Consider the following 25,792-nt stretch of genomic DNA (forward strand, 5'->3'; position numbering starts at 1 on the left):
ATCTCTGAATGATTTTTTTTGAAAATATTTTAAAAAGTTTTCTTCAACTAAAAAGTCACTGATTAAATAAGGTAAATCAGTGACTTTTTGGTGCAGTTTAAAAGGATGGCTATTCAGAAAGTTGATGGGCGAGTTTTTCACCTAGGCTACTTCCTATTGCTACTCCCATTCCTCCGAGTCGTACACCTATCGCGACATTCTCACTAAGTTTTTTATGTATTGGTCTTTTATTTTTTCCAAAAGCCATAATTCCTGCCCATTTGTGCTCTATTTCAAAATCTTGTTGAGGAAGGATGACATCTTTTAGTTTTTGTTGAAGTGTATGAATAATCTGATCGGTTGTTGCAAATTCAGTTGTCGATTCTCCTTGAAAATCAAGATTACGCCCCCCTCCAAAAATTACCCGATTTCCATGATTACGGAAATAGTAGTAGCCTTCATCCATATGAAAAACGCCTTTAAACTTTAAGTTTTCTATGGGTTTAGTAACTAAAACTTGTCCTCTTCCAGCTTTTACTTCAAGATTTGGAAGAAGACTTGGCGTAAATGCATTTGTGCAGATTGCTAATTTCTGAGCACTGAAAGCGATTGGAGAATTAGTTGCTGTATTTTTTACTTCCACTCGAACATCGGAGCCACTATCTTCAAAGTGTAAAACTTCCGAACCAGTGAGTAGAGTTACATTTTTTTGCTGAACATAATTAAGGAGTGATCGCATCATTTTTCCTGTATCAATTTGTCCTTCAAAAGGGTTGTATACTACCGATTGTACCATTCCGGAGTTAAAGCCAAATTGCTCAATTAATTCATCTTTGATGTGAAATACATCTTTTTTGAATAAAGGAAAAAGCATTTTATTCACGGCATCAATCGCATCTAAAGCATCAATTTCTTCATCTGACAAAAGTTCATAGCCTCCATCTTGGATAAATTCGATTGCTTCATCTCCCAGTCTACATCTGAGCTTTTGTAAACCCGACCATCTTTCATCTACCAAATGCATAACCATATCTAGTGGCATATAGTCTAGATCAGAAAGTAGTTCTGTAAGACTACCGAAACAGGCAAACCCTGCATTTTTTGTACTTGCTCCTGTTGGGAAAATCCCTTTTTCTAAAACTAAGATTGATTTATTAGGATGAAGTTCTGCAAGTGAGGCAGCCGTAGAAAGCCCGACTATTCCGCTGCCAATGATAATGAAGTCATATGAGGTGAAATGTTTATTTTCCCAATAACTGAGCATGATGTATTGTGTGTTTGGTTGTGAGATAGATAAAAAAGGCAGCATAAAAAAAGTGCTACTAATTATCTTAACGACAATTAGTAGCACTAGGATATATTTTGAGATGAAATTGACTTAGTTTAAGCTAAGTGCTTGATCATCTTTTTTTTCAGAAACTTTGATTTCAGCTAGTTTACAAACTGCATTGAAAATGCCGTCGTGGTCGAAACCAGCTTCTCTTTGTAATTCAATTTGTTCACCATGCTCGATAAGTGCATCTGGAATACCCAAACGAACAACTTTACTTTGGTAACCATTGTCCATCATCCATTCCAAAACAGCACTACCAAAACCACCCATCAGACAACCATCTTCAACAGTGATGACATTGTCAAACTTTTTGAATACTTCATGAAGCATTTCTTCGTCAAGAGGTTTGGCAAAACGCATATCGTAATGAGCAGGGTTTACGCCTACCTTTTGAAAACGGTCTTCTAGTTGTACTACATAGTTTCCGATGTGTCCGAAAGTCAGTACAGCTATATTTTCACCATCTTTGATTTTGCGTCCTTTACCAATTTCAATTTTTTGCATTGGTACTCTCCACTCAGGTTTTACACCTTGACCTCTTGGATATCTGATAGTGATTGGTGCATTTCTATTTTCAACAGCCGTAAACATCATATGACGAAGTTCCCATTCGTCCATTGGTGCTGCAACAACCATATTTGGGATAGAACGCATATATGAAATATCGTAAGCTCCGTGGTGTGTTGCTCCATCTGCCCCTGCAAATCCGGCTCTGTCCAAACAGAAGATTACAGGAAGGTTTTGGATAGCTACATCGTGAACTACTTGATCATAGGCACGTTGCATGAATGAAGAATAGATATTACAGAAAGGAATCATGCCTTCCGCTGCTAGACCCGCAGAGAAAGTAACTGCATGTTGTTCTGCAATTCCGACATCAATTGCTCTTTCAGGCATCTCTTTCATCATGATATTCAGAGAACTACCCGAAGGCATAGCAGGTGTAATACCCATGATCTTATCATTTTGCTTGGCAAGTTCTAAGATCGTGTGTCCAAATACCTGCTGATATTTTGGAGGTTGTGGTTTTTCGAAAGTTTTCTTTTTGATCTCACCAGTAAGCTTGTTGAACTTACCCGGAGCATGCCATTTCGTTTGATCTTGTTCTGCCAATGAGAAGCCCTTACCTTTTGTTGTGATGCAGTGCAATAACTTAGGTCCCGGTATATGTTTAAGGTCTTCCATCACACTAATCAAATGATTGATATCGTGTCCGTCTACAGGTCCGAAATAGCGAAGATTCAATGCTTCGAATAAATTGCTGTGAGAAAGCACAAAAGACTTTAATGTGTTTTCTAGCTTTCCTGCAATTTGTCTTGCTTGAGGACCTACAGCATTTAGTTTGCCAAGTCCTTTCCACAATTCGTCACGAAGCTTATTGTAAAGAGGGGATGTAGTGATGTCAGTCAGGTAATCTTTCAATGCCCCTACATTTGGGTCAATCGACATACAGTTGTCATTGAGCACAATCAGAAGGTTGGCATCGCTAACTCCTGCATGGTTCATAGCCTCGAAAGCCATACCTGCAGTCATAGCGCCATCTCCGATTACGGCAATGTGCTGTCTATCTTTTTCACCTTTTAATTGAGATGCTACAGCCATACCCAAGGCTGCACCAATTGAAGTAGATGAGTGACCTACCCCAAAGGCATCGTATTCACTTTCATCTCTTTTTGGGAAACCAGAAAGCCCACCATACTGACGGTTCGTATGAAATTCTTCACGACGACCAGTCAATATTTTGTGTCCGTATGCCTGATGTCCAACATCCCATACCAAACGGTCATAAGGAGTATTGAATACATAATGCAAAGCAACGGTTAGTTCAGTAACACCTAAACTAGCACCAAAATGGCCTCCAAAAACAGAGACATGATCAATAATAAATTGTCTCAACTCTGTACATACTTCGTACATTTGTTGAGGATCGAGCTTCCTGAGATCGTTTGGATCTTTGATCTGAGCAAGCAGTTTACCGGGTTTGATCAACATAATTCTTATTACTTATACCTGACGACAGTCCTTCTTTTTTTAAGAATCGACTAGCAAATATAATATTTCAAAGGGAAAGACTTTCTTTTTAAATTGGTAAATCCATATTTGAATGCATAGCAAATCTAGAATATAGATAAAGCTAACTATAATATATACAATATTTATCAGAGAATAGACTTCCTATTCGATCAAATTCACGAATATTCAGATTTATAAAGACTCTGAAAGAAGGATTTCCCAAGCTTTTTCAAGCTCCCCTTGATCTAATAACTTTGCCGCTTCCGTATGAACTTCGGCTCTTGTCTTTAATTGTGTAATATTTTTTTCTTCTTGCAATACAGGTATTGCTTCTATATTTGCCAGTTTCCCTAAATGATTTCCAGTAAGTATTGTACTACTTTTAATCTCTTCAGGAAGAAGGTCTATACCAATTCCTTTTTTGCGTAATGGTTTTTCTACTTCAAACAATGCATTTCCGTTTGCTCTAGAATACCAATTACCACCCATTCTACCAACTAGATCAAGCTTTTGCGTATCTACTTTACCATCTTCATCAAGAATCCTTTCATGGAAGTGAGCTTTGATAACTTCACAAATCACAAGATTTCCTGCACCGCCTTCATCTCCTAATGAAATTACTTCTTTCACTTTACACTCAAATTGAGCTGGAGCTTCTGCAACTCTTGGTGGTTTTACTAATTCAGAGGGTAACTCTGTGAAGCCAGCTTTAACAAATTCATTGACACCTTTATCATATTCAGTGCTTGACAATGACATTTGTTCAACCATATCATAATTAACGACATTGATCACAACCTCTTTTACCTCAAGCACATTTTCGAGTGTATGCTTGGTGGTATTGTCTCTCACTCTTCGGGCAGGGGAAAAAATGAGAATTGGAGGGTTTGCACTAAAAGCATTGAAAAAGCTAAAGGGACTAAGATTGACATTGCCATCCTGATCAATCGTACTAGCAAAAGCGATTGGTCTGGGAGCTACAACTCCTAGCATGTAGGAATGGAAAACGCCAACACTTACCTCTGAAGGAGCAATGGTTTTGTACATAGTTAATAAGCTTTGTCTACTGGTCGTATGTGTTTTTCTTACCTTTATAAGACAGGATATCCTTTAAATGTTTAGCAAAAAAATGATTTTTTACTCATAAAGGCATTTCAATACGTGCCTTTGGTAAAAAGAGTAATTTATAAACCACTCCAAAAAGATGGATATTTTTCTTTCAGATGGGCAATATACTTATATAAATCCTTGTCAAATTTCTCTTCCCACTCTTTTCTGAATTCATTTTGCTTTTCACGATAACGAATAAACCCCATAAAGAAGGTATTGTTTGGTAATTCTTCCTGATCAAAGTAATTGCGATAATTAGGATTATGGAAAGAAACAGTATCAAGATTTGCTACAATTTCTTCAATCTTAGCTTGTTTGAGGTTATTCTTTTCTTCGTCATTCATCTCTGAATCAAAGGATTCATAGAGTTGATTTAATGACTGACTAGATTGAATTATATATTGAGTAAACTTGCTACGATCTTCTTTTGCTAAGGAATAATTTGTATATTTCTCTGATTGTTCGCCGTATTTATCCTTCAAATATAGTTTAGCTCCCTCGTCACCTATAAATGATGCGAGATTTTCGTTATAACTAATATTACTTTTGATGAAGATGGTACCATGCGTGAGTTCATGAATAATGAGATTAGCTAGGCTAGCTTCACTCCTTTTTAACATCGATGAAAGGATGGGGTCGTTTAGAAAACCGAGGGTAGACCAAGCGCTGACTTCTCGAATGTCAGTGTCAAAACCTTGATTTTTCCATATTTTTTCTTCAGCCACAGCTTTGTCATATTCGAAGAATCCTTTGTAGCTAAAAGAGCCTGCAATAGGGAACATCCACCTCACTGCTTTCATCTCAAATGGGGGGCAAGCAGTAACAACCCACAGAATGGGTTTGTCTTGTTGATCGAACATTTTTTCATAGCTATTGGACGGATTTAATCCAAGAGAGTTGACCGTAAACTTTTTAATGTCTTGAATTAATGCTATTTTGTCCTTCAGAATTTGAGGATATTTTTCGTCATTGGTGTATTTAGAGATGGGTTGTGCCGAAGTCAGAATTTTTACTTGACCTTTCAGTTGTCCCCAACCATATACAACAGATTGATAGTGAATAATTAAAAAGGATAGGGATAAAAGAATTCCTACAGAAAATAATATTTTTAGTATTCTCTTTTTGTTTAGCATAGAATAAATTATTACTAAATATTTTGATGCTCAATTTAATTTCGGACGTACTTTCAAAGTAATGAAATTAATTTAGCTATGAATTGGATTTAAAATTTTTAATACTGCAAGTTTTTTAACCAACTCTATAACAGGTACTCATTTTAATGGCAATTGTACTCGTTGCCAAACTACTGTTTAATTACGACTATTTATGAAAGACACTATGCTTTATACGTTAGAGCAGGACAAAATTTCAAAGTATGCGAAAGCAATGGCACATCCTGCGCGTGTTTTTATTTTGAATTACTTATTGGAAAATGAATCATGCTATGCTGGTGACATAGTAGCAAAATTACCAATGGCTCAATCATCAGCTTCTCAGCATTTAAGAGAGTTAAAAATTGCTGGATTGATTAAGGGTAAAAATGAATTACCAAAGATTAAGTATAGTATTGAAATTGAAAACTGGAAAGAAGCAAGTAAGCTATTTGGTGGATTTTTCAATTAATGTACTAAACATTGAAATAATATAAAGATTTCAATATCAATCTTAAAAAAGTAATATTAATAAAGAGAAAGTTTGAACTTTCTCTTTTTTTTATCGTTTTTTGTCTATGCTGAGAGTGCAATAAAGTTTCTTTCAAAAAAGAAATTAAAAATATAGGGAAGCAAGCTTCCCCAAATTTAACACCCTTAGTTGTGATTGAGTACCATCGAAAGGAGATGCATCTTATGCGTCTCTTTTTTAGTATATAGAAGTTACAACTATTGTAAAAACTCGAAACGAGCACCTCTTTTCTCAATAAACCAATTATTTCTTACTTCGATAGCTTGTAATGTAGAATCTGCAATTACACCGCTAGGCCACGGCGTAAACTCCAATGAAGAAGAACTACCTTTCGCGGTAAAATCATATTCCACTAATGTTAGATTATTAAAACCTTTGATAAAGAGCTCATAAGTACCATCAGGGAAATTAAATGGTAATTCGATGGTTTCTGACTCAGGGTTAGAACTTTCTGCGGAAAGGATAATAGAGCTATCTAGTTCAAGGAAAAGATCAAGATCAGCCCCTTGTTCTAATTCGTTTTCTTCATTTATCCAATTCACAGATATAACTAAACCACGTTCATCAATTACTCCATTGGCAATAGAAGTTTCATCATTATTATTACAGCTTAGCATAGATAAGGATAGAGCTAAAAAGCCCACTATACCAAAAAGTGAATTCGTTTGCCTATTAATCATTATGTTTTCGTTTTAAAAAAATATCCTATTTATAAACTCAGATGCGATACCTTTTCACTAAATCTTGATAAGCATCTATTCGTCGATCTCTGAAAAATGGCCAAATTCTTCTGACATCTTCACTTCTTTTGAGATCGATTTCTACTACTGTATTTTCTTCTTGTTCTCTACTTCCTTCAAATAAAAACTCTCCTTGAGGACCAGCAACAAAGCTATTACCCCAAAATTGAATTCCTTTTGTGACTTTCGTCCAATCTTCTTCAAATCCTACTCGGTTAACACTGACCACAGGTAAACCATTAGCTACGGCATGTCCTCTTTGAGAGATAATCCATGCATTACGCTGTCTGTCTTGCTCATCGTTGGTATCTGTAGTTTCATATCCGATAGCAGTTGGATAGATTAGAAGGTCTGCTCCAGCCATAGCCATAAGTCTAGCTCCTTCTGGATACCACTGATCCCAACAAACTAAAACACCAAGCCTACCAACAGATGTATTTATAGGCTCAAAGCCTAAATCTCCAGGAGTGAAATAGAACTTTTCGTAGTAAGCAGGGTCATCAGGAATGTGCATTTTACGGTAAATGCCCGCAATGCTTCCATCAGATTCTAGAACAACAGCAGTGTTGTGATAAATGCCTGGTGCTCTTTTTTCAAAAAGCGAAGTCACAATCACAATCCCTAATTCTTTAGCTAATTGTCCAAATCGGTCTGTAGATGGTCCAGGAATTGATTCTGCCCAATCAAATTTTTCAACCTCTTCTGCCTGACAAAAATATAAGCCTGTGTGCAATTCTTGAAGAACAACTAGTTTAGCGCCTTTCGCTGCACAATCTCTAATCCCAGCAATACTCTTTTGAATATTGACCTCGTGGTCGGCAACACAGCTTTGTTGCACTAAACCAACTTTGAGTTTTTGTTGACTCATGATTTCTCCATTAAATACCTTGAAGTCGGGCAATATATTAAAATTACACCTATTCTCAGTTTCGAATATTAGACTTTTACTCGATAACTTTTTTTATTTTCAATGGATTCAAATCCTTAACTTTTCTTTACGCTAGTTTTTGAATTTGTTTCTGAACTAGGATGGTATTTATACTCCAAAGGATAATACTTAGGCTGATAATAAGCCAAAATGTATTTTTAATAGGGTTAGAAACTTCTCCAAAGTTTGTCATGAAGTCTAAAGGAAGAAGCGAAATAATGCCCATTGAAGAGATACCGATGAATAGGACTATTCCTGCAAATCCTTTGCTGTAAAATTTGACTATTTCTTGATAATCGATCCCCAATTGAATGAGCATTTGTAGCTCTGTTCGATTTCTAGTGAGAAGAAGTTGGAAGGCTAGAATGAATATGAAAATGGCAAGTACAAGAATGAATAGCGAAATCCCTCCTACGCTACCAAGTACAGTATGTGCAATTGAAATCACCTTGCTTCCTTTTATTTTTTCTTGATTGGTTTGATAATTATTCTCTTCGAGGTATTTAGGTAAATCTTCAATGGCTGAACTGTTGGTGGCGAGTAAAACCCTAGAAGGTTTATTGTCTTGGTCGCCATAGTTTGAGTTTGCCCACTTTAGGAATGACTCAGGAACAAGAATAGAATTGATTCTGTCAGTAAAACCTACAATTCTAGCTCTTAGTATTTTCTCTTTATATCTGTTTTTTTTACTTCTTAGTTTTAAATTGAAGCTCACTTGCCGAATCATGTTTTCAGATACTTGAGGTAAGCCTTGTCCTGCTGAAAATCCAAAATTGTATAGCATTAGATACTGACGAGGTATGACAATCGGTACTTCTGAAGATTTTTCATTCCATTGCCATCTGTGCAGGTCAATGTCTAGATACTGATCAGGTACAGATTCAAAAAATAAGTAGGTGTAGAAATCAGGTAAAAAGCTATTTTTTTCAATAAAGGCATAAGCTTTAAACTGATTCTTTTTGAAAGGTACAACGGAATCAAATAATTCTGAACCTTGAAGCTTCTCGATCTCAGAAGAAGAAAAAGTATTGTCAGATAAACCGATCGAATTGAAAAGAGAAACTTTTTTATTGATGACAATATATTCTGTACCTAAAGCCCCTTGTTTATTCGCTAAAAGACTATTGAGGGATTGGTAAAAATGCCATGAAAGTCCACAAAGAACCATCCCGATTACACTTCCGAGGATAGCTCCTATAAAATATGTTTTATTGATATTCTTAAGTAAGACTTTTTGAGCGAGTTTATTCATTAAAAAGTATCGTTAGGATAGAAAAAAGAAAAGCGAGAGTAAAACTTTGTTGCTCTACTCTCGCTCAAATTTATAACTATTCAAGAAATTATTTCTTCTCATCATCAATAGCACGAATTACATTTCGAATGATATCTTTTTGTTCTTCTGTCGTAAAGAAGTTTAAAAGGTCTTTATGTAAATCATAATTCAATTTCAGACCTGCTCTCAAGAAATGTTCGGCTTGCTTCAAATCTCCAATGATTAGATTATAAGCAACAATTCGGTAATGAAGTTCTGCTTTTTTGGGGAATGCATCTGCACCACTTTCCAAAATACGAATAGCCTCTTCTGTTTCACCATTCTGATGGTAGATGTCAGCCCAGTTTATCCACATTTTATGGTTGTCATGCTCATAGAGTTCTGCTTTCTCAAATGCTTCAAGAGCTGAAGTGGTATTTCCCATTGCCTTTTCAGCCTCGCCTAAAGTACTCCAATAAAGGGCATATTGAGGATAAACATCTGTTGCTTTTTTCAAATAATGAATAGCTTCAGAATACAGGTTTTCCTTAAAAAGGCAAAGACCTATACCATACAATGCTTCATCATAATTCGGGTCTATTTTAAGTGCTCTTCGGTAATTACGAATAGCAACTTTATAGTCTTTTAGATGTTCTGCTGCTGCTCCAATATGACAATAAACCTCTGCTGTAGGATCTTCAGTATCAAGCGTCTTAATATAAGCATTCAAGGCTTGACGGTACTCTTTCATATTCATGAAAGCATTACCCATATTGAAGAAGGCAGAAGAGAATTGATCGTCAATTAGCGTTGCGTATTCATAGGCTTGAGCTGATTTCTCAAATTCATCAAGGTATTCAAATGCAACACCAAGGTTGAACCAACCTTGTGCAGAATAAGGATCTTTATCTACTACACGTTCAAAGAAGGGAAGTTCATCTCTTAAATTTCCTGCTTCTTTTAAACAAGCAACAAGTTCATAGACAGCATCTTCATGCTCAATATTATGACGAATTGCTCTCTTATAATATTCAATAGCAGGTTCTAATTCACCAAAAGAATGATGAGTAAAACCTAAACAATAATATACTTCTGATTCATCTTCTGCAAAAGGAAGTGCTTTATGAAAATATTCAAGAGCTTCTTCTTTACGATGCATAGCTGAAAGTAAAGAACCCTTAGCAAAGAGAATGTCAAAATCTAATGGATTGATTTGTTCTGCTTTTTCAGCAACTTGTAGTGCATTACCATATTCTCCAACAGAAGTAAGAATACGTACTTGATGCATCATTAATTCTGTAGAATATGGATATTGCTCTAAAGCGGTTTGGCATACGTTGAGGGCATCTCTAAAGCGAAGTAATTCAAGATAATGTTCAATGATTTGTTCAAACACATCAAGGTCGAAAAACTCCGATGTATTATTCTTAATCATTTGTTCGTAACGCTTTAAAGCCTCTGTAAAATCTCTATTTTTCCTTGAGCTGTCTGCCATTAAGCTATCTCCTCTTTAATTTAAAATTACGAAATCACGATTTCCCGTGGATCGTCTTGATAAGCATAAAAAAAACACGTCGGCCTTTGATTGAATTCTATTCAGATCAAAAGTATGACATTTATTCACAGTCTGTAAAACATATTATTAAATGTGGGTTTTCCATTTTTGATATTTGATGATAGGGTATAAAAAATGGAAGGAGTCCAGTATTTTAAATACGTAGTTATCAAACTTGTGTTGCTGCTATCCAATCAATTGTATCGGATAGTTCTCTGAATTTATGATTAGTGAAGTTGATAGCTTTTTGATTTTCATAGAAGTTATCCTTTTTCAAGGAATTAATCATAGGTTTTGTGATAAATCGTTTTCCGCCAAGCAGTCTACATCTTATTCCATCTAAGATTCGCAGTTTTTCAAGAACAGTAGGGCTAATCCCCATTTTTGGAGCTTTTTTATTCATGGCGGTAGCTAAGCTCTCAAAAAACGATTTGTAGGATGTTTTTCCTGCATTTAAGATAAACCTTTCGCTTACAATATCTGATTGAATGAGTGTATAGGTCATTTCTATAACATCTCTTACATCTACATAATTGAAAGTCCCAATAGGGTAAAAAGGTTTTTGATCTTGTACATGTTTAATGAGCTTTAAGCTACTTCTTGTCGTATCACCAATTCCTAAAATTACTGAAGGATTAACCATAAAAGCACTTAAACCTTCTGCTATTCCGCGCCAAACTTCTAGTTCTGCTTTGTATTTACTCAGAGCATAATGGGATGTGTTTTCATCATATTCCCATTTACTATTTTCAGTGATTTTATCTTTAGATTCGTTGAGTGTAGCGATAGAACTGATGTGGCAGAAGCGTTTGACCTTAGCTTCTAAGGCTGCATTCACGATTGTGGCTGTTCCTTGAACATTCGTTTCGAGCAAGGTTGATAGCTTATCTGAATATGAGACTAATCCTGCTGCATGAATTACATTGTCTGAAGTTCTTAGTTCATCAACAAGTAAGTCATAATCGGATAATTGACCTTCAACATATTCTAAGTTTGAGGGAATTTTACTTTTATCTAATTTCTCTAATGTACTTGGTCGAACTAAAGCTTTGACTTTATGCCCTTCAGAAAGGAGTTTTTCAATCATAAAACTTCCTAACAGTCCTGTTCCTCCTGTAATAAAGTAATTCAAAACTTGCTTAGACTCATTCATTCTTCCAATATCTTCCTTTTCTTCCCTAAATTTTCTTGAAGGCTATAAGCTATTATTGAGCACTCCGTCTTTTAGTGTTTTCTGATAATAATAATCAGATTCTAATTTTTGATACCATTCTAGATGTTTTGCTTTATGGCAGTCACTTCCAACAAAGGCTATTAGGCCATCATCTGAAAGTTGTTGAGCTACTTTTTGAGCATCTTTTGAATAATAACCAAGGAAAGATAATGCATTAACTTGTAATAATACACCCCTTTCATGAAAGCTCTTTAACCTTTCGTAGTTTCCATATAAATATACATATCTCTCTGGATGCGCCATAATTGGCTTTAAACCTTGTGATTGCATGAGGAAAATTGCTTCATCTAAAAAGGCATTTGCAGTCATGTATGAGGTTTCAAATAAAATGTATTTTTCCTCACCTATGGTCAGTAGTTCCTCTTCATTTTTGAGTTTCTTAATGAAAAACTCATCTAAATAATATTCTGCGGCAGCTTCAATACGAATATCAATACCTTGTCTGTAAACCTCATTTCTGAGTTGATCAAGTCCATTAAGAATGATCTCGGGTGAGTTTTTAAAGTAATCCTCCATAACATGTGGAGTTGTGATGATTTTTCGAAAGCCCATATTCGAAAATGTTTTAATCATCTCAATCGATTCCTCTAAATTTGCAGCCCCATCGTCAATTCCTGGTATCAAGTGTGAATGTACATCAACTTGAAGTGCTGGTACTTCTCCAAGCGTTTTGACATTCTTTTTTTTCTTAAAAAGCCCCCACATAGTATTTTAATAAATAAAGAAAAACTACTACTTCAAACAAAATTAGTTTAAAATAGTAGTTTTCAGTTTATTTTAAGAAAGAAATTATGCTTTAGCTAAAGAATCGCTTCCACCATTTCTCGCTAATATCATTTTCATCGTAGTATCCATAACCATTGTAACCACCGTATCCATAACTATAATTATTTCCATAATAGTTACCGTAGTTCAATGTTCTAGAGTATACATCATTTACAACTAAAGCCAAATTCTTTATTTTCTTAGATTTAGAAAGTTCATTGGCATTTTCAACAAATGAAGTTTTCGAATACTCAGCTCTGACAACGTAAATTGGTAAATCAACATGTCTCATAGCTATCATACCATCTGTAACAGCTCCTACAGGAGGAGTATCAAGTACAATTACATCAAATTCTTCTTTTAACTGATTGATAACAGCACTGAAGCCTTTTGACATAATTAGCTCCGATGGATTAGGAGGAACAGGTCCTGCGGTGACATATTTCATAGTCGCAATAGGACTGCTTCTCAGAACATCTTTCAAGTTAGATTTACCGATAAGAACAGATGATAATCCATCTAAATTCTCATTCCCAAATGCGAAGTGGATTTTAGGTTTACGAAGGTCTACATCCAAAAGAGCCACTTTAGCTCCCGACATTGCAATTACTCCTGCAATATTCGCAGCGACAAATGTTTTTCCTTCACCACTAATTGTAGAAGTTACAGAAAGGACTTTTTGCTCTTCTCCTACATTCATGAAGTCAATATTTGTTCGTATAGAACGAAATGCTTCACTTATAGATGCTTTAGGTCTTTTTTGAACAACAAGTTGGGAGTAGTTCATATCCTCCTTGCTGTAATGAGGTACATATCCTAGAATTGGAAGATTAGAAATACGTTCAACCTGTTTTACAGAGTCGATTCTAGTATGAAGTAAATAGCTCAATACAATTAAAAGAAGGCTTAAGAAAACACCGCTTCCGATACCTACTCCGTAGACCATTATAGTTTGTGGGAATACGGGTGCAATATCTGCATTGGGTTGAGATAGTACTTGGAAGTTTTCTACAGTTCCCGATTTTGCAATATTCAGCTCAATCATTTTAGAAGCGATTAAGCTTGTCATTTCTTCATATATACGGAAGTTCTTTTCTATATTTTTAAGAACTGGATCTCCACCAATGCTTCCATAAAAAGCTTTTTCTAGTTTTAAAACTTCTTGATCTAAGTTGTCAATCTGACGATTAATAGTTCCTAAACTATATATAATTACTTCCTTTAACTTAGATCTACTTTCAAGTAAAGCTTCTCTTCTTTGGTTTCTGGCGTGAGTTTCTTTTGTGTATGAACCCTTTACTCTGTCAAGGTCTTGTTCAACAAGTAGAACATTATTGATCATTGATGCTATTTGTTGATTTCCAAGTAGGTGACCAACGGCTTCTAGATATATTGTACTAGAGTCTGCATCAATCAATTTTATAATCTCGTCGTATTGTGATTTGGTTAATCTAATTTCAAGCTTTTGCTGCTCAAGTTCTCTAATCTTTGATACAATATCTTCTAAACCTGCAAACTCAGGTACATTTTCAATACGTGTATAGCTTCTGTACTCTGTCTCGTACTTTCTTAAAGAGTCTTCAATCGTAGCTTGTTGATTCTTTAGATACTGCAAAGAACGTTCATAAACTACATTTTTGTTTTCAATAGTTTTAACTATGTAATTTTTATTAAAAGCTTCTAGTACATCTATTGATTTAGAGCGATTGTTAGCTTGATAGTTTATCCTAAGAGTATTTGCTCTAGCATTTTCTACATTTACACTTAGATTTTGCCTTAGATTTTGAAATAGTTTGTTTTTACTATTGAATACAAAGTTATACTTACGATGACCTAAAGATTCTAATGATTTAGTTTTTTGAAGAATGATTTCTGTACCATAAACTCTAAATGGTTGATTAAATTTTCCATTGATAGTTTGAATTTCAGAAAACTCATTAAAAGTAAGTACGAAATTTTCCTCATCAAGAAATTCAATATGAATCTTTTGATCGTAGAAAATAGAATTCTCTTTTCCTAAATGTTTATAACTTACTACGAAGGGAAGACTGCCATAAAGTTCTGTGTCTTGAACCTCCCCTTCTGAAAAATAGCTTATGGATAAGTCTAAAGAATCTAGTACACTTTCATACATCATCGGAGATTTGATCAGTTCCATCTCACCAGCGAGATTAACATTCTCCATACTTCCAGTGACACTAGGCATTTCAAGTCCAAATAGTTTTCTAGTACTTTGAATTTCCATCTTTAATAAGGTGGATGCTTCATATACCTTAGGAGTCCATCTTAGAAAAAGATAACCTCCAACGATACCCATACCTATGATTAGAATACTCCATAAAATATTTTTGCGAAGGACAAAAAGGAGCTTTTCAAAATCAAACTCCGTGTTAGATCTTTCTTCTGTCTGCTCTTCTACACCTGCCCACGGGTCAAATTCTTCAGCCATAATTATATGATTAGTCTGTGGAAACGTCTCTGATTAATACATAAAGAGTTACAAAACTCGTAATTAAAGAAGTAAATGTGAGTATATCCGAAAAATAGGATCTATCCAGTCTTCTTCTAGGCTCAACATAAATGATATCACCAGGCATAATATCCATATCAGCAGCGATTAAGCCATCTATAGTTGTAAGGTCAATAATTTGAACACTAGGTTCTTTGAATGCATTTTCAGCATCTGGACGTATTAATCTAATATTATCAACTTGACCATTTTGTTGAAGCCCGCCAGCAAATGCAAGAACTTCAAGAAGGGTCATATTCTCATTTCTTAAAGGAATTACTTGATCGCCAAGACCTCCAAAAAGTAATACTCTTTTATTTAGATATTGAATTGTAACAAAAGGGTCAACATAGAATTGAGTATATTGTTTTTTTACAAGATCTTCAGCTTCTTTGATTGTATAGCCTGCAATCTCGATTTTACCAATCATTGGAAGATTGACAAAACCATCAGTATCTACCATAAAAGTTCTTGGTTCTTGACCATTTTGGAAAATGGGAAGATTCATTAAACTATTAAATCCATTTCCGTTTTGTTGATTTTGTTGGTTCCTTTGATTGTTTTGGTTTGTATTTCTGCCTCCAGAAGATCCTTTTATAAATTCATTGTTGGGATCAATAAGAACTTCTCCTGAGTTTGTAAATACAGACATTGCAATAAAGTCATTGATAGAAATGACATAATTACGAGAAACCTTTCTTTCTAGTAGAGCGAAATTCTCTGGCTTAATTTCAGATTTTGTAGTGAACAGCTTAGGCTGGCATGAAGAAAATAAAATGGAAAAAATAAGTATTGACTTATATAAACTCCAACTCCTCAAATTATCCCAATAAAACCTACACATATATTTTTTTTTATCGTCAGATGAAATAGCTCTTAAATACTTTTTTAAAAAATTCTTGAATGTAAGATATATACAAAATGAGACAATTTTTAAAAAAGAGAAAGCTAGCCTTAAAATAGTCTAAATTTTGTACAATTCCTTAATAGAATTAGTCTTAACTCTTTTTGAAGTATTCGTGTAACTTCATTATTTGAGGAATTAATAAGCTTGAATCGTCATTTTGAAGAATATGATCACTCATTTTGATTTTTTCTTCTTCAGACATTTGCTTCTCAATAATAGCGAGTATCTGATTTTTATCTCTATGAGGATCTCTTTGTAAGACTCTATTAATCCGGACATCTAAAGGAGCTGTTACCACAATAATTTCATCAAGTACTTTTGCTCCTCCAGATTCAAATAATAAAGCTGCTTCTTTTAATAGATAAGGTGCTTTGTTATTTGAGATTACCCAATTTTGATAATGTTTTGCAACTCTTGGGTGTACAAGGTGATTTAATATTTTTACCTTTTCAGCATCATGAAAAACAACATTAGCAAGGTAAGAACGATTTAATTCACCATTTATAGAGTAAGACTCACTTCCGAATTCACTTATTATTCCCTGAATTAAAACCTCATCCTCTACCATCAATTTCTTTGCCATAGAATCTGCATCGTAGATAGGAATACCAAGATTTTGAAAAATACGGCATACAATACTCTTTCCAACCCCAATTCCTCCTGTAATTCCGATTTGTTTAGCCATTATTTTTTTGAAGTTTTTTGGTCTATCAATAAATAAACTTTATCTGGAATGAAGTGAGCTTCACTTAGGTTTACACTATCGGGTAAAATAGGCGTCAGCGTAGAATCTGTCCAATTTATCTGTGAGTAATCTAATATCGCAGGAATTGAATCTTCATTGGCTAAAAGAAATTCGTTGTCCTCCCTTACAGTATGTTGAATAATTAGATTATCCAATACAATTGGAGGAGATGATTTCTTTTTTGTATTAACCCAAGATAATTTTACAGGATTACTTTTTGATATAAAATATGAGATGTCAAAGCTCACATTGACTTCATGATGGTCAACAGAAGTGTATGGGTAGCGAGGATATTCGATTTGTACCATCTCATCGAAATTATCATTGATTGGAGCCAAATCAAGAATAACTTCAAGGTCTTCGTTTACATTATCCAAAAAGTGTGACGGACCTTGAATTACTACAGAGTCTGGTTCAACTCTAAAGTCTGAGACTTTTCGATAGCCTTTTTCAAACTCTAGATGAAGTGGAATCACTTTTAACCCCATAGTTTTGTGGATAAGTGAATCGTACTCGAAGAAAATACTGTCCTCTAAAACATAGTTGACTCGTGTTCCTTTGAGAAAATCATCTACGAGGGGTAAAAGGGTTCTTCCTGTGAGATAGCGAACCTCTAAAGGATTATTGATTTTTACCTGAATCGGTTCTTTCATGATATCTAGACTCTTGCTTAAGATTGTCCAGCCATTACCTGATACATTTACATGTACTTCGTCGGGTGGAGGAGCCAAGGCTACCAGATTATCAGAATAGTGTATGATATTTATAGGAACTGTAATACTAGCTGTATGTTCGCCATTTAGTGAATGGAATATCCAAAATGTGAAAGCGGTAATAAAGCATATGATGAAAGGTTTCCATTCCAAATTAGGAAGGAAACGGTTCAGAAAGTTGACATTCACCCACCATTGGTGAAGCTTCCGAAAGTTGACCCAAAAAAGTCTATGATATTTCTGAAAAATGTTCAATGCTTTCTCAAAATTTGAGGCTTACAGTATTTTCACAAATTTACTATAAAAATGAATATGAAGATACAGAATAAAAAAGACCTGTACATGAGCTGTACAGGTCTTTTTTTGTTGAAGAGATTAGATTATTTCTTTTTCTCTTCTTTGCCGTATGCAGCATTTGTATTTGCCATGCTAATAGATGAACGTTCAAATTTCATTTTAGCACCTCTGCCATCGACATCTAAAGTAACAGTATTATCTTCAATTGCTACGATTTTACCGTGAATACCACCTATCGTAACTACATTGTCACCTTTTTTAATTGCATCAGAAAATTTTGCTTGTTTCTTCTTGTCTTGTTGTTGAGGGCGAAGAATCAAGAAGTAAAATACTGCAACCATACCTACAATGAAAATAATATTCATCATACCGCCATTTCCTGCAGGTGCTTGCAATAAAACCGTAGTGTAATCGAAATTCATTTATACTGTCTGTTTATTATTGATTTTTGAAAGGTCCTTCAAGTTCCTTTTCCTTTTTTACAATTCCTTGAAGTCTTACTTCAGACTTTCCGTTTTCAACGTTAGCATACACAGTAATTGTTTTTACTTGCTTACCTGCACGATTTTTACTGTTGAATTTCACGTTGATTTCGCCTGATTCACCAGGAGCAACAGGAGCTTTAGTATAAGTAGGAGTTGTACATCCGCAAGAAGCTTTTACTCTTGAGATGATTAAAGGAACTTCACCATTGTTCTTGAAAGTATAAACGTGCTTTACTTCGTCGCCTTCGTTTACTTCACCAAAATCATAAACAAGTTCGTCCCATTTAATAGAAGCTACTTCTACAACTTTCTCTTCTTTAACGTCGCTGTCTGTAGAAGATACTGCTTGTTTAGTTTTCACTTCTTCTGAGCTAGTTTCGCTTGAACCGCTTTTCTCAGAAGTACATCCAATAAGTCCTGAAGCTACAAAGATCCCTGCAAGGATTGCATTTTGTATTCTCATTGTAATAGTATTTTAGATTATGTGATTATGATTCTGAATCTCCAGATGAAATTTTACTTTTTAAAGCATCAACTTCGTTCATGAGTTGCTCAGCATGCTTAATCGCATCATCAATAACTTTCTGACCTTCCGATTTAGCTTCACTTACTGGCTGAGACTGTTGTTTTACAAGGTCATCAATCATTTGTTGAAGTTTTTCCTTGTACTTATCTAATTGGTAGCTAAGCTTATCTCTGGTACTTTTCCCTTCCTCAGGAGCATAAAGTACTCCTACCACTGCGCCTACGGCTGCACCAGCTAAAAATGCAAGTAGAGTAGATCCTGTATTTTTCTTGCTCATATGATTATCAAATTTATTATTGGTTGAAAAAATTATATCTGAGAAAAGGAAGGGGTGTTGGATTATTTATTATCCATCAACCCTCTACCACTTTTTCTGATTTTTCCTTCTTTTTGAAGTTCTACAGAAATAGCATCCAAAAGTCCATTGATATATACAGCACTTTTTGGAGTACTATACATCTTCGCAACTTCCAAATACTCATTGATAGACACCTTTACAGGGATATTTGGGAAATTCACCATTTCCGTAATCGCCATATTGATTACAATGATGTCAATCTTAGCAATACGATCTTTAGACCATTTCTTAGAGTTATGAGCAATTAGTTCCTCATTATCTTTTTCTTGGCGGATCGTAGTATTGTACAACTTCTCGAAAAATTCTTTGTCTTCCTCCCAGTTACGAGAAAGAGAAAGCATTTCAATTTCATTGCTTCCTTCCTCAATGCTCTTGAGCGTTTTCAAGACCATACTACGAAGGATTTTTTGGTTCTCCACCCAATTCATGTCTTTTTCCTCGAAGAAAGACATGACAGCTTCATTCTTGAAAATGAAGTCGCGAACAATGTATTTTACTACATTTTTGTCTCTTTCAAACGAAGCTTCCTCAGACTCGAATTTCTCGAAGAACTCAATATCTTTCTTGAACAAGAAGTACCAGTCTGTTACTTGATCAAGGTCATCAGCCATTTTTAGTTTATGAGCATCAATTTCACTTGAAAGCTCTGCATTGTTTCTCAATACATCAACTACAGCATTTCCTTTGATCAAGTCGTAAAGGGCTTTCTCTTTTGTCAAGTCTTTGACACGAGTTGTTTTTCCTTCAACTTGTTCTTGTACAATATCTGCAAAATCTATAACATATTGCAAAAACTTCAAATACTTATTGTACAGCTTTTCAGTTTCACGCAACATGTTTGCTTTGACGTTCTCAAAGTCTTTTACGATGAGCGATTGATACTGAAGAAGTGCCTCGTTTCCGATTTTTAGCATTCTTCCATCAAACTCTTCCCCCACAGGTTCTCTTGTGGCATTCTCGAAGTTGTGATCGAAGTATTTGATGACCGCCTCTTGTTCTTTTTCAAGACGGCTTTTCTCCATCACTCCTTCATATTCTAACTCCTCTTGAAATTGCTTACGAATTTGGTCTATGACAAGCTCGTAGTTTGACTCTTTACATTGCTTGTAAGCATAGACACTTTGCATCGCTTTTACGCGTAATAACCTCCGATTGAGCATTCTTTTATCCTTCTTTAATTATTTTGCAAAGGTATGAATTTCAAATCTAAACTTTGCTAATCATGTTGTTTTTGTATTCAAATGCTATTTAACGTGCCATAGCCATCACTGCAACACTCACTTTCATCCCATTTTTGTCCAAAAGTTTGACACAGCTTTGCATAGTTGCCCCAGTGGTTAAAACATCATCGACTACTAATACGTGTTTACCTTCAAATTTGTTTTGAGAGATAAGTGCAAAAGCATCCTGAACATTTTCGGCACGTTCAAGTCTACTCATCTGTGTTTGTGTTTTCGTATTTTTGACTCTTTTCAGAATCGGGTGAAATGAAATATTTAGTTCCGAAGCTAAAGTTTGTGCAAAAAGATCAGCTTGATTAAAACCTCTCTTTTTTAACCTTTGGGAATGAAGAGGAACAGACGTTACAATATCTATTTGATGTTCTTGATTAGAAATAAGCTTGGAAAGCCGCTTTCCAATAAATTGTCCAACCTTTTCTTCACCTCGATATTTCAGTGCATGTATCAACATTTGAACTAAACCTCCTTTATTAAAATACATACATGCCCAAAAACCGTTCACTTCAAGCTTGTCAGCCCATTCTATATTTAGAGCGTTATTCCCTTTTTTGTCGATGTATGGAACCTCAGAATAACATTTCAGACAAAGGATATTTTCCTTTTTGTGGAGTACTTGTTTACAACCCACACATTTCTGAGGAAAGGCAGTATCCAATAAGTCATAAAAAAAATGGAGAAGTTTCATACAGTAAAAACTAGGGAATCAGTGTTTAAAGAAGAGAATATCGAGAAAAATGGAAAACAAAGATTTGGAGAACTAGTTCCTACTTTCGAATTTCACTTTATCATACAATTTTATCAGATAGTAATTCTATGAGTCAGGTTAAAGAATTTAACGAGAAGAGAGCCGAGCTGAACGAGAAGATCATAGCTGCAGATAATAAAATTTTGAAAAGAATTTTCAGTCTGGATACAGTAGCCTTTAAAGAAGGAACCGCTTTAGATGTCAAAACAAAAGAAATGATTGGTCTAACGACATCTTTGGTTTTGAGATGCGATGATTGTGTAAAGTATCATTTGGGCAAGTGTAAAGAAGTTGGGTTTACTTTCGATGAAATTGTAGATGGAATGGCAGTAGCTAATCTCATTGGTGGTACAATCGTAATTCCTCACCTCAGAAGAGCCGTATCGTATTTGGAAGAACTTTTTGAAGAAGAAAACTAATATGTACGACGAAGCACAAGAATTACCTTTAGTTTGGAACAAGCTGTTAGACTATGTTCAAACGTCAATGGGGAAGCGTCCAGATGTTCAAGGAATGCTATTTTTGGTAGGTGTTCAGGAATTGGGAAGAGGAAATCAGTTTTTCAGTAAAGAGGAAAAACAAGACTTAATGCACATCGCTATTTGTAAAGTCTTGAGTTTTTCTGGCTACTATGAGCTGGAGTTTGTAGACCAAGATGGCTGGCCTCATTGGAAAAATATCAAGAAATTACCATTCCTAAATATTCTTTCACAAGAGACATTGTTGAAAATGCACATTATTGAATACTTCAGACAAGAAGTATTAGGTGATGATTTTGAACAAGAAATAGGCTATTATCCAAACGAACTTTAAGATAAATGAAATTAATCACCTACAATGTAAACGGTATCCGAGCAGCCGTAAAAAAGGGTTTTTTAGAATGGTTAGCTGAAGAAAACCCTGATGTAATTTGCCTTCAAGAAGTAAAAGCACTTGAAGAACAAGGACCTATTGAAGAGTTAAAAGCTTTAGGATATCATCATATTTATTGGCATTCGGCCGAGAAAAAAGGCTATAGTGGTGTCGCTATTATCAGTAAAGTAGAGCCAAAAGCTGTTCAGTTTGGACAAGGCATTGAGCTTTATGATGCAGAAGGAAGAACGCTGATTGCAGAATTCGATGATTTCACTTTGGTGAATACCTATTTCCCCTCAGGTTCTAGTGGAGATGAAAGACAAGACTTTAAAATGAAGTTCTTGGCTGATTATCAAGTATTCATTGATGAATTGAAAGCTGAAAAAGGAGAAGTAGTTGTTTGTGGTGATTTCAATATTTGTCATGAAGCAATAGATATTCATAACCCTGTCAGATTGAAAAATACTTCGGGTTTCCTTCCTGAAGAACGTGAGTGGGTTACTCAATTCTTAAGTTCAGGGTTTATTGACTGCTTCAGAACATTGCATAAAGAAGAAGCTGACAGGTATAGCTGGTGGTCTTACAGGGCTGGAGCGAGAGGTAAAAATCTAGGCTGGCGTATTGATTATTTTATGGCAACGAATAAACTGGAAGGAGTACTAAAAGAAAGTGAAATTCTTTCTGATGTGGTACACTCAGACCATTGTCCTGTTCGTGTAGAATTAGGCTAATCATTTCCTTCCTATTATATTGATAATAAATATTACTTATAGCATGGTTTTTGCTATAAAATTGTATTGCTGAATGAAAAAAAAGTAAGTTAATTGCTTTTTTTTCATTTAACTTTTGAATAATTTTTTCTCACAATTAGTAGAGATCTAGAATCTTTTTAAACGAAGTGCTACAAAAATTACCTAAGCTATTTTATTCAGCTTTGTAGTAATCTATTAACCACCGAATTTTTATATGAAAAAGCTGTTATTGTTAAGTTTCGCTACTGTTTTTTTCTTTAGCTGTGGTGCTCCAAAAAAAGAGAAGGAGGAAGCAGCTGTTCAGTTTACGCCTGCAAATGGCAACAAATATTATGGCGGTGTTTTTAAACTAAATGAGTCTGAGTACATAAAAACACTTTTCCCACATAGTATTGTTGATATTTACTCTTACCGAGTAGCTTCACAGATTTATGAAGGACTTTTCAAATTCAACTCAAAAACATTAGAAGTGGAGAATGGACTTGTTGACTCTTACGAGTTAGACGATTCTCAAACTTTGTATACTTTTTACCTAAAGAAAAATGCCTTTTTCCATGACGACGCTTGTTTTGAAGGTGGAAAAGGACGTGAGGTTACCGCCTCTGATATAGAATATTGCTTCAATTTGCTTTCTACGCCAAGTAGAATCAATCAGAACTTTCACCTTTTTGACCATGTGGTGAAAGGAGCAAGAGAATTTTACCAAGCCAAAAGAGAAAAGGTAGAAGGACCTTCAAAAGTTGAAGGTATTAAGGTCGTGAACGATCATACTATCCAAATTGAATTGGAAAGACCAAATTCAATGTTCCTTTACAACCTTGCTAGACCTGGTGCTTTTATTTTCCCAAAAGAAGCTTTTGAGCTTTATGGAGAAGATATGAGAACCAAAAGTGTAGGTACAGGACCGTTCAAGTTGGCTAGTGTAGATGAGGATATCTCTATTATCTTGAGAAAGAATGAAAATTATTACGGTGTTGATGAACTAGGAAATGAACTACCATTCTTAGATGGGATTCATATGACGTTTGTGAAAGACAAGAAAATTGAATTCTTGAAATTCCAAAATAACGAACTTCATATGATGTATAGAGTTCCTACAGACTTCTTAATTGAAGTTTTAGAAAACGACTCTTACCTTATTGACCGCAGTCCAGAGATGTCAACTCAATATCTAGCAATCAATAATGCTCATGAAGTATTTGAAGACATCAATGTTCGTAAAGCATTCTCATTTGCTGTTGACAGAAAAAGAATTCTAGAATTCGTATTGAGTGGTGAAGGATACAAAGAAGGTGTGAATGGAGTAACTCCTCCTGCATTCAAAAGCTACGATATTGATAATATTGATGGTTATAATTACTCACCAGACTCAGCTCGAATCTATTTGAAAAAAGCAGGATTCCCGAATGGAAAAGGTTTTCCAAAAATCACTCTAGATTTAAATACTGAAGGAGACAACTACAGAAATGTAGCTGTAGAGTTGGAGAAGCAAATCAAACTCAATCTAAATGTTGATGTTGAAATTAAGATTTCTCCTATTTCTCAGATCATCGATAAAAGTATGAGTGGTAATTACCAATTACTACGTTTGGCTTGGGTTGCAGATTACCCGAGTCCTGAGAATTACCTTTGGGCATTCTACAGTAAGACTTTACCAGAAAATATTGCTGAAAAGTCTTATCCGAACATGACGCGTTATAAAAATGCAGAGTTTGATCAATTCTATGAAAAAGCACTTTTGGCATCGTCAAACAAAGAAGCTTTTGATTACTTCATGAAAGCGGAGAAAGTTTTGATGAAAGACGCTCCAGTGATTGTACTTTGGTACGATGAAGGCTATAGAATTCTTCAACCAAATGTTCGTAATTTGGTGAATAATCCAATTCAGTACAGAGACTTTAGTCGAGTGTACTTCGAGCAGCCAACAATGGCTAATCGCTAATTTGAGATACAGCTTTTCATATATAAAAAATCCTCTCTATTTGGTTAGAGAGGATTTTTTGTGTCTTTTTAGATGAAATATGATTTATGCATTTCCTCTGAATTTCTTCCAAAGACCTCCTAGGGCAGCAGCAATACCAACGAAGATTACTTTACCAAATTTAGCAATCAAGGCAAAGAAACCAGTTTTAGCTAATACTTTACCTGCAATAAGCCCACCGATACCATAAGCAGCAACTTTATCAATGCTACTATCGAATTCTTCGTAGCGGTAACCATCATTAAAGTTTACGCTTGGCATCAACTCAGGAATAGCGACTTTTACTTCGTCTAATTGTGCAATGTCAGCAACAAAATTCAACTCCAAGTAACCATGACGACCCAAGGCAAGCAAATTGTAGTTTAGAGTTGGAGAGTCACTGTCACCAAATTGAATAGATTTAGCCCAGTGTAATTTTTTTGAAGCTTCATCGTAGTAAGGAGCAGAAGCCCAATCTAGCAGTTGTATAGATTCATAACCTTGCTTTACTCTTTCTTCACTAGAAGCACGAGTATCTTCTTTCATTTCTTCAAGAAGCTCTTCGTAATCCATGTCTTGAGCGTCTTCGTCACTGATATAGCCCGACTCATCGTATGAAATAGCTACAAAGTATGAGCTGTCAGCAAATATTCCTGTATTTGCTGGATAAAGAAGTCCTAAGCTTTCTCCGTGAGGATTGCCATAAACATCTTTCAAAACATAACTACTTTGCTCAGGATTTAGGTATTTGAAACCTTCAGGAATTTGAATACTCGCAATTCCGTCAGCAATTGAAACCGTTGTACCTGCAGTGTCCCAGTTCATCGCTTTTTCTACGCTGTCAACATAGGTATAGTATGCTTGAATTTCGGCTAATTCTTCCTCGCTAATAACTCCTTCTTGTGCAAAAATCTGATTGGTAAAAGAGAATAGAGATAAAAAGATAAGAAGAAGTTTTAAAAAATTATTCATTAGAAAAATGGTTTAGTTTCATAAAAAATTAGGACAAAACTAATGACTTTATTTTTATATGACCAATTTTCAATTGTTGCAATAACTTGATAGAAGTAAAAAATCCCAATTCTAACATTTCTGTATGAATTGGGA

At 35.0% G+C, this 25,792-nt stretch carries 25 protein-coding genes; 5 read left to right on the forward strand and 20 right to left on the reverse strand.

All coding sequences use genetic code 11. From position 1 onward, the window contains the following. Positions 1-109: 109 nt before the first annotated feature. The 4 genes from BC781_RS23140 to BC781_RS23155 form a co-directional block, all read right to left on the reverse strand. A complete protein-coding gene (locus BC781_RS23140; RefSeq protein ID WP_211323960.1) occupies positions 110-1,243 on the reverse strand; it encodes an NAD(P)/FAD-dependent oxidoreductase in 1,134 nt (377 codons plus the stop codon). A gap of 114 nt (positions 1,244-1,357) precedes the next feature. Next, on the reverse strand, positions 1,358-3,304 hold the full coding sequence (gene dxs / locus BC781_RS23145; protein ID WP_109622499.1) for a 1-deoxy-D-xylulose-5-phosphate synthase: 1,947 nt from the start codon (positions 3,302-3,304) through the stop codon (positions 1,358-1,360). Between the two features lie 213 nt (positions 3,305-3,517). Next, positions 3,518-4,372, reverse strand: a complete 855-nt coding sequence (locus BC781_RS23150) for a flavin reductase family protein (protein WP_109622501.1) — start codon at positions 4,370-4,372, stop codon at positions 3,518-3,520. 137 nt (positions 4,373-4,509) lie between these two features. After that, positions 4,510-5,568 carry an aminopeptidase gene (locus BC781_RS23155; protein WP_109622503.1) on the reverse strand — a complete coding sequence of 353 codons (1,059 nt, stop codon included), beginning with the start codon at positions 5,566-5,568 and terminating at the stop codon, positions 4,510-4,512. 193 nt (positions 5,569-5,761) lie between these two features. Here BC781_RS23155 and BC781_RS23160 point away from each other — a divergent pair, with 193 nt between their 5' ends. Then, the gene (locus tag BC781_RS23160) at positions 5,762-6,058 is read left to right on the forward strand and encodes an ArsR/SmtB family transcription factor (RefSeq protein ID WP_109622505.1); all 297 of its coding nucleotides are present in this window, start codon (positions 5,762-5,764) and stop codon (positions 6,056-6,058) included. Positions 6,059-6,315: 257 nt separating this feature from the next. Here the strand turns inward: BC781_RS23160 and BC781_RS23165 are convergent, their stop codons facing one another. From BC781_RS23165 to BC781_RS23235, 15 genes are all read right to left on the reverse strand, one after another. Then, on the reverse strand, positions 6,316-6,798 hold the full coding sequence (locus BC781_RS23165; RefSeq protein ID WP_109622507.1) for a hypothetical protein: 483 nt from the start codon (positions 6,796-6,798) through the stop codon (positions 6,316-6,318). Between the two features lie 37 nt (positions 6,799-6,835). Continuing rightward, positions 6,836-7,726, reverse strand: coding sequence for a carbon-nitrogen hydrolase (locus BC781_RS23170; RefSeq protein ID WP_109622679.1), 891 nt, complete (start codon positions 7,724-7,726; stop codon positions 6,836-6,838). A 127-nt stretch (positions 7,727-7,853) separates the two neighbouring features. After that, positions 7,854-9,038, reverse strand: coding sequence for a hypothetical protein (locus BC781_RS23175; RefSeq protein ID WP_109622509.1), 1,185 nt, complete (start codon positions 9,036-9,038; stop codon positions 7,854-7,856). Positions 9,039-9,126: 88 nt separating this feature from the next. Next, positions 9,127-10,533: a tetratricopeptide repeat protein gene (locus tag BC781_RS23180; RefSeq protein WP_109622511.1), complete on the reverse strand. Its 1,407-nt coding sequence runs from the start codon at positions 10,531-10,533 to the stop codon at positions 9,127-9,129. A gap of 229 nt (positions 10,534-10,762) precedes the next feature. Beyond that, positions 10,763-11,746 (reverse strand): NAD-dependent epimerase/dehydratase family protein, encoded by a 984-nt coding sequence (locus tag BC781_RS23185; protein WP_109622513.1) that lies wholly within the window; start codon positions 11,744-11,746, stop codon positions 10,763-10,765. 42 nt (positions 11,747-11,788) lie between these two features. Continuing rightward, positions 11,789-12,532: a tyrosine-protein phosphatase gene (locus tag BC781_RS23190; protein ID WP_245935653.1), complete on the reverse strand. Its 744-nt coding sequence runs from the start codon at positions 12,530-12,532 to the stop codon at positions 11,789-11,791. A gap of 91 nt (positions 12,533-12,623) precedes the next feature. After that, complete coding sequence (locus BC781_RS23195; protein WP_109622515.1) at positions 12,624-15,041, reverse strand: polysaccharide biosynthesis tyrosine autokinase; 2,418 nt, start codon at positions 15,039-15,041, stop codon at positions 12,624-12,626. Between the two features lie 10 nt (positions 15,042-15,051). Further along, a complete protein-coding gene (locus BC781_RS23200) occupies positions 15,052-15,945 on the reverse strand; it encodes a polysaccharide biosynthesis/export family protein (RefSeq protein ID WP_109622517.1) in 894 nt (297 codons plus the stop codon). Between the two features lie 154 nt (positions 15,946-16,099). Further along, positions 16,100-16,693 carry a dephospho-CoA kinase gene (coaE, locus tag BC781_RS23205; RefSeq protein WP_109622518.1) on the reverse strand — a complete coding sequence of 198 codons (594 nt, stop codon included), beginning with the start codon at positions 16,691-16,693 and terminating at the stop codon, positions 16,100-16,102. After that, positions 16,693-17,655 carry a YbbR-like domain-containing protein gene (locus tag BC781_RS23210; RefSeq protein ID WP_146201764.1) on the reverse strand — a complete coding sequence of 321 codons (963 nt, stop codon included), beginning with the start codon at positions 17,653-17,655 and terminating at the stop codon, positions 16,693-16,695. Before BC781_RS23210 ends, coaE begins: the two co-directional genes overlap by 1 nt. A 191-nt stretch (positions 17,656-17,846) precedes the next feature. Next, the gene (gene yajC, locus BC781_RS23215) at positions 17,847-18,185 is read right to left on the reverse strand and encodes a preprotein translocase subunit YajC (protein WP_109622521.1); all 339 of its coding nucleotides are present in this window, start codon (positions 18,183-18,185) and stop codon (positions 17,847-17,849) included. Between the two features lie 16 nt (positions 18,186-18,201). Then, a complete protein-coding gene (locus BC781_RS23220; protein ID WP_109622523.1) occupies positions 18,202-18,711 on the reverse strand; it encodes a DUF1573 domain-containing protein in 510 nt (169 codons plus the stop codon). 25 nt (positions 18,712-18,736) lie between these two features. After that, entirely contained in the window at positions 18,737-19,051 is a 315-nt protein-coding gene (locus BC781_RS23225) for a YtxH domain-containing protein (protein ID WP_109622525.1), read from the reverse strand. Positions 19,052-19,113: 62 nt separating this feature from the next. Continuing rightward, on the reverse strand, positions 19,114-20,292 hold the full coding sequence (gene nusB, locus BC781_RS23230; RefSeq protein ID WP_109622527.1) for a transcription antitermination factor NusB: 1,179 nt from the start codon (positions 20,290-20,292) through the stop codon (positions 19,114-19,116). 88 nt (positions 20,293-20,380) lie between these two features. After that, on the reverse strand, positions 20,381-21,058 hold the full coding sequence (locus BC781_RS23235; protein WP_109622529.1) for a ComF family protein: 678 nt from the start codon (positions 21,056-21,058) through the stop codon (positions 20,381-20,383). A 128-nt stretch (positions 21,059-21,186) separates the two neighbouring features. On the opposite strand from BC781_RS23235, the gene BC781_RS23240 reads away from it, so the two are divergent. The 4 genes from BC781_RS23240 to BC781_RS23255 all read left to right on the forward strand — a co-directional run bounded on the left by BC781_RS23240 (position 21,187) and on the right by BC781_RS23255 (position 24,667). Beyond that, a complete protein-coding gene (locus tag BC781_RS23240; protein ID WP_109622531.1) occupies positions 21,187-21,537 on the forward strand; it encodes a carboxymuconolactone decarboxylase family protein in 351 nt (116 codons plus the stop codon). Position 21,538: 1 nt separating this feature from the next. Beyond that, the gene (locus BC781_RS23245) at positions 21,539-21,931 is read left to right on the forward strand and encodes a hypothetical protein (RefSeq protein WP_109622533.1); all 393 of its coding nucleotides are present in this window, start codon (positions 21,539-21,541) and stop codon (positions 21,929-21,931) included. Positions 21,932-21,936: 5 nt separating this feature from the next. Next, positions 21,937-22,704, forward strand: coding sequence for an exodeoxyribonuclease III (locus BC781_RS23250; protein WP_109622534.1), 768 nt, complete (start codon positions 21,937-21,939; stop codon positions 22,702-22,704). A gap of 235 nt (positions 22,705-22,939) precedes the next feature. After that, on the forward strand, positions 22,940-24,667 hold the full coding sequence (locus tag BC781_RS23255; protein WP_109622536.1) for an ABC transporter substrate-binding protein: 1,728 nt from the start codon (positions 22,940-22,942) through the stop codon (positions 24,665-24,667). Between the two features lie 84 nt (positions 24,668-24,751). Here the strand turns inward: BC781_RS23255 and BC781_RS23260 are convergent, their stop codons facing one another. Next, positions 24,752-25,657, reverse strand: coding sequence for a DUF2167 domain-containing protein (locus BC781_RS23260; RefSeq protein WP_211323962.1), 906 nt, complete (start codon positions 25,655-25,657; stop codon positions 24,752-24,754). Positions 25,658-25,792: the final 135 nt, after the last annotated feature.

Origin of the sequence: Sediminitomix flava (assembly GCF_003149185.1) — a bacterium.
Taxonomy (GTDB): Bacteria; Bacteroidota; Bacteroidia; order Cytophagales; family Flammeovirgaceae; genus Sediminitomix; species Sediminitomix flava.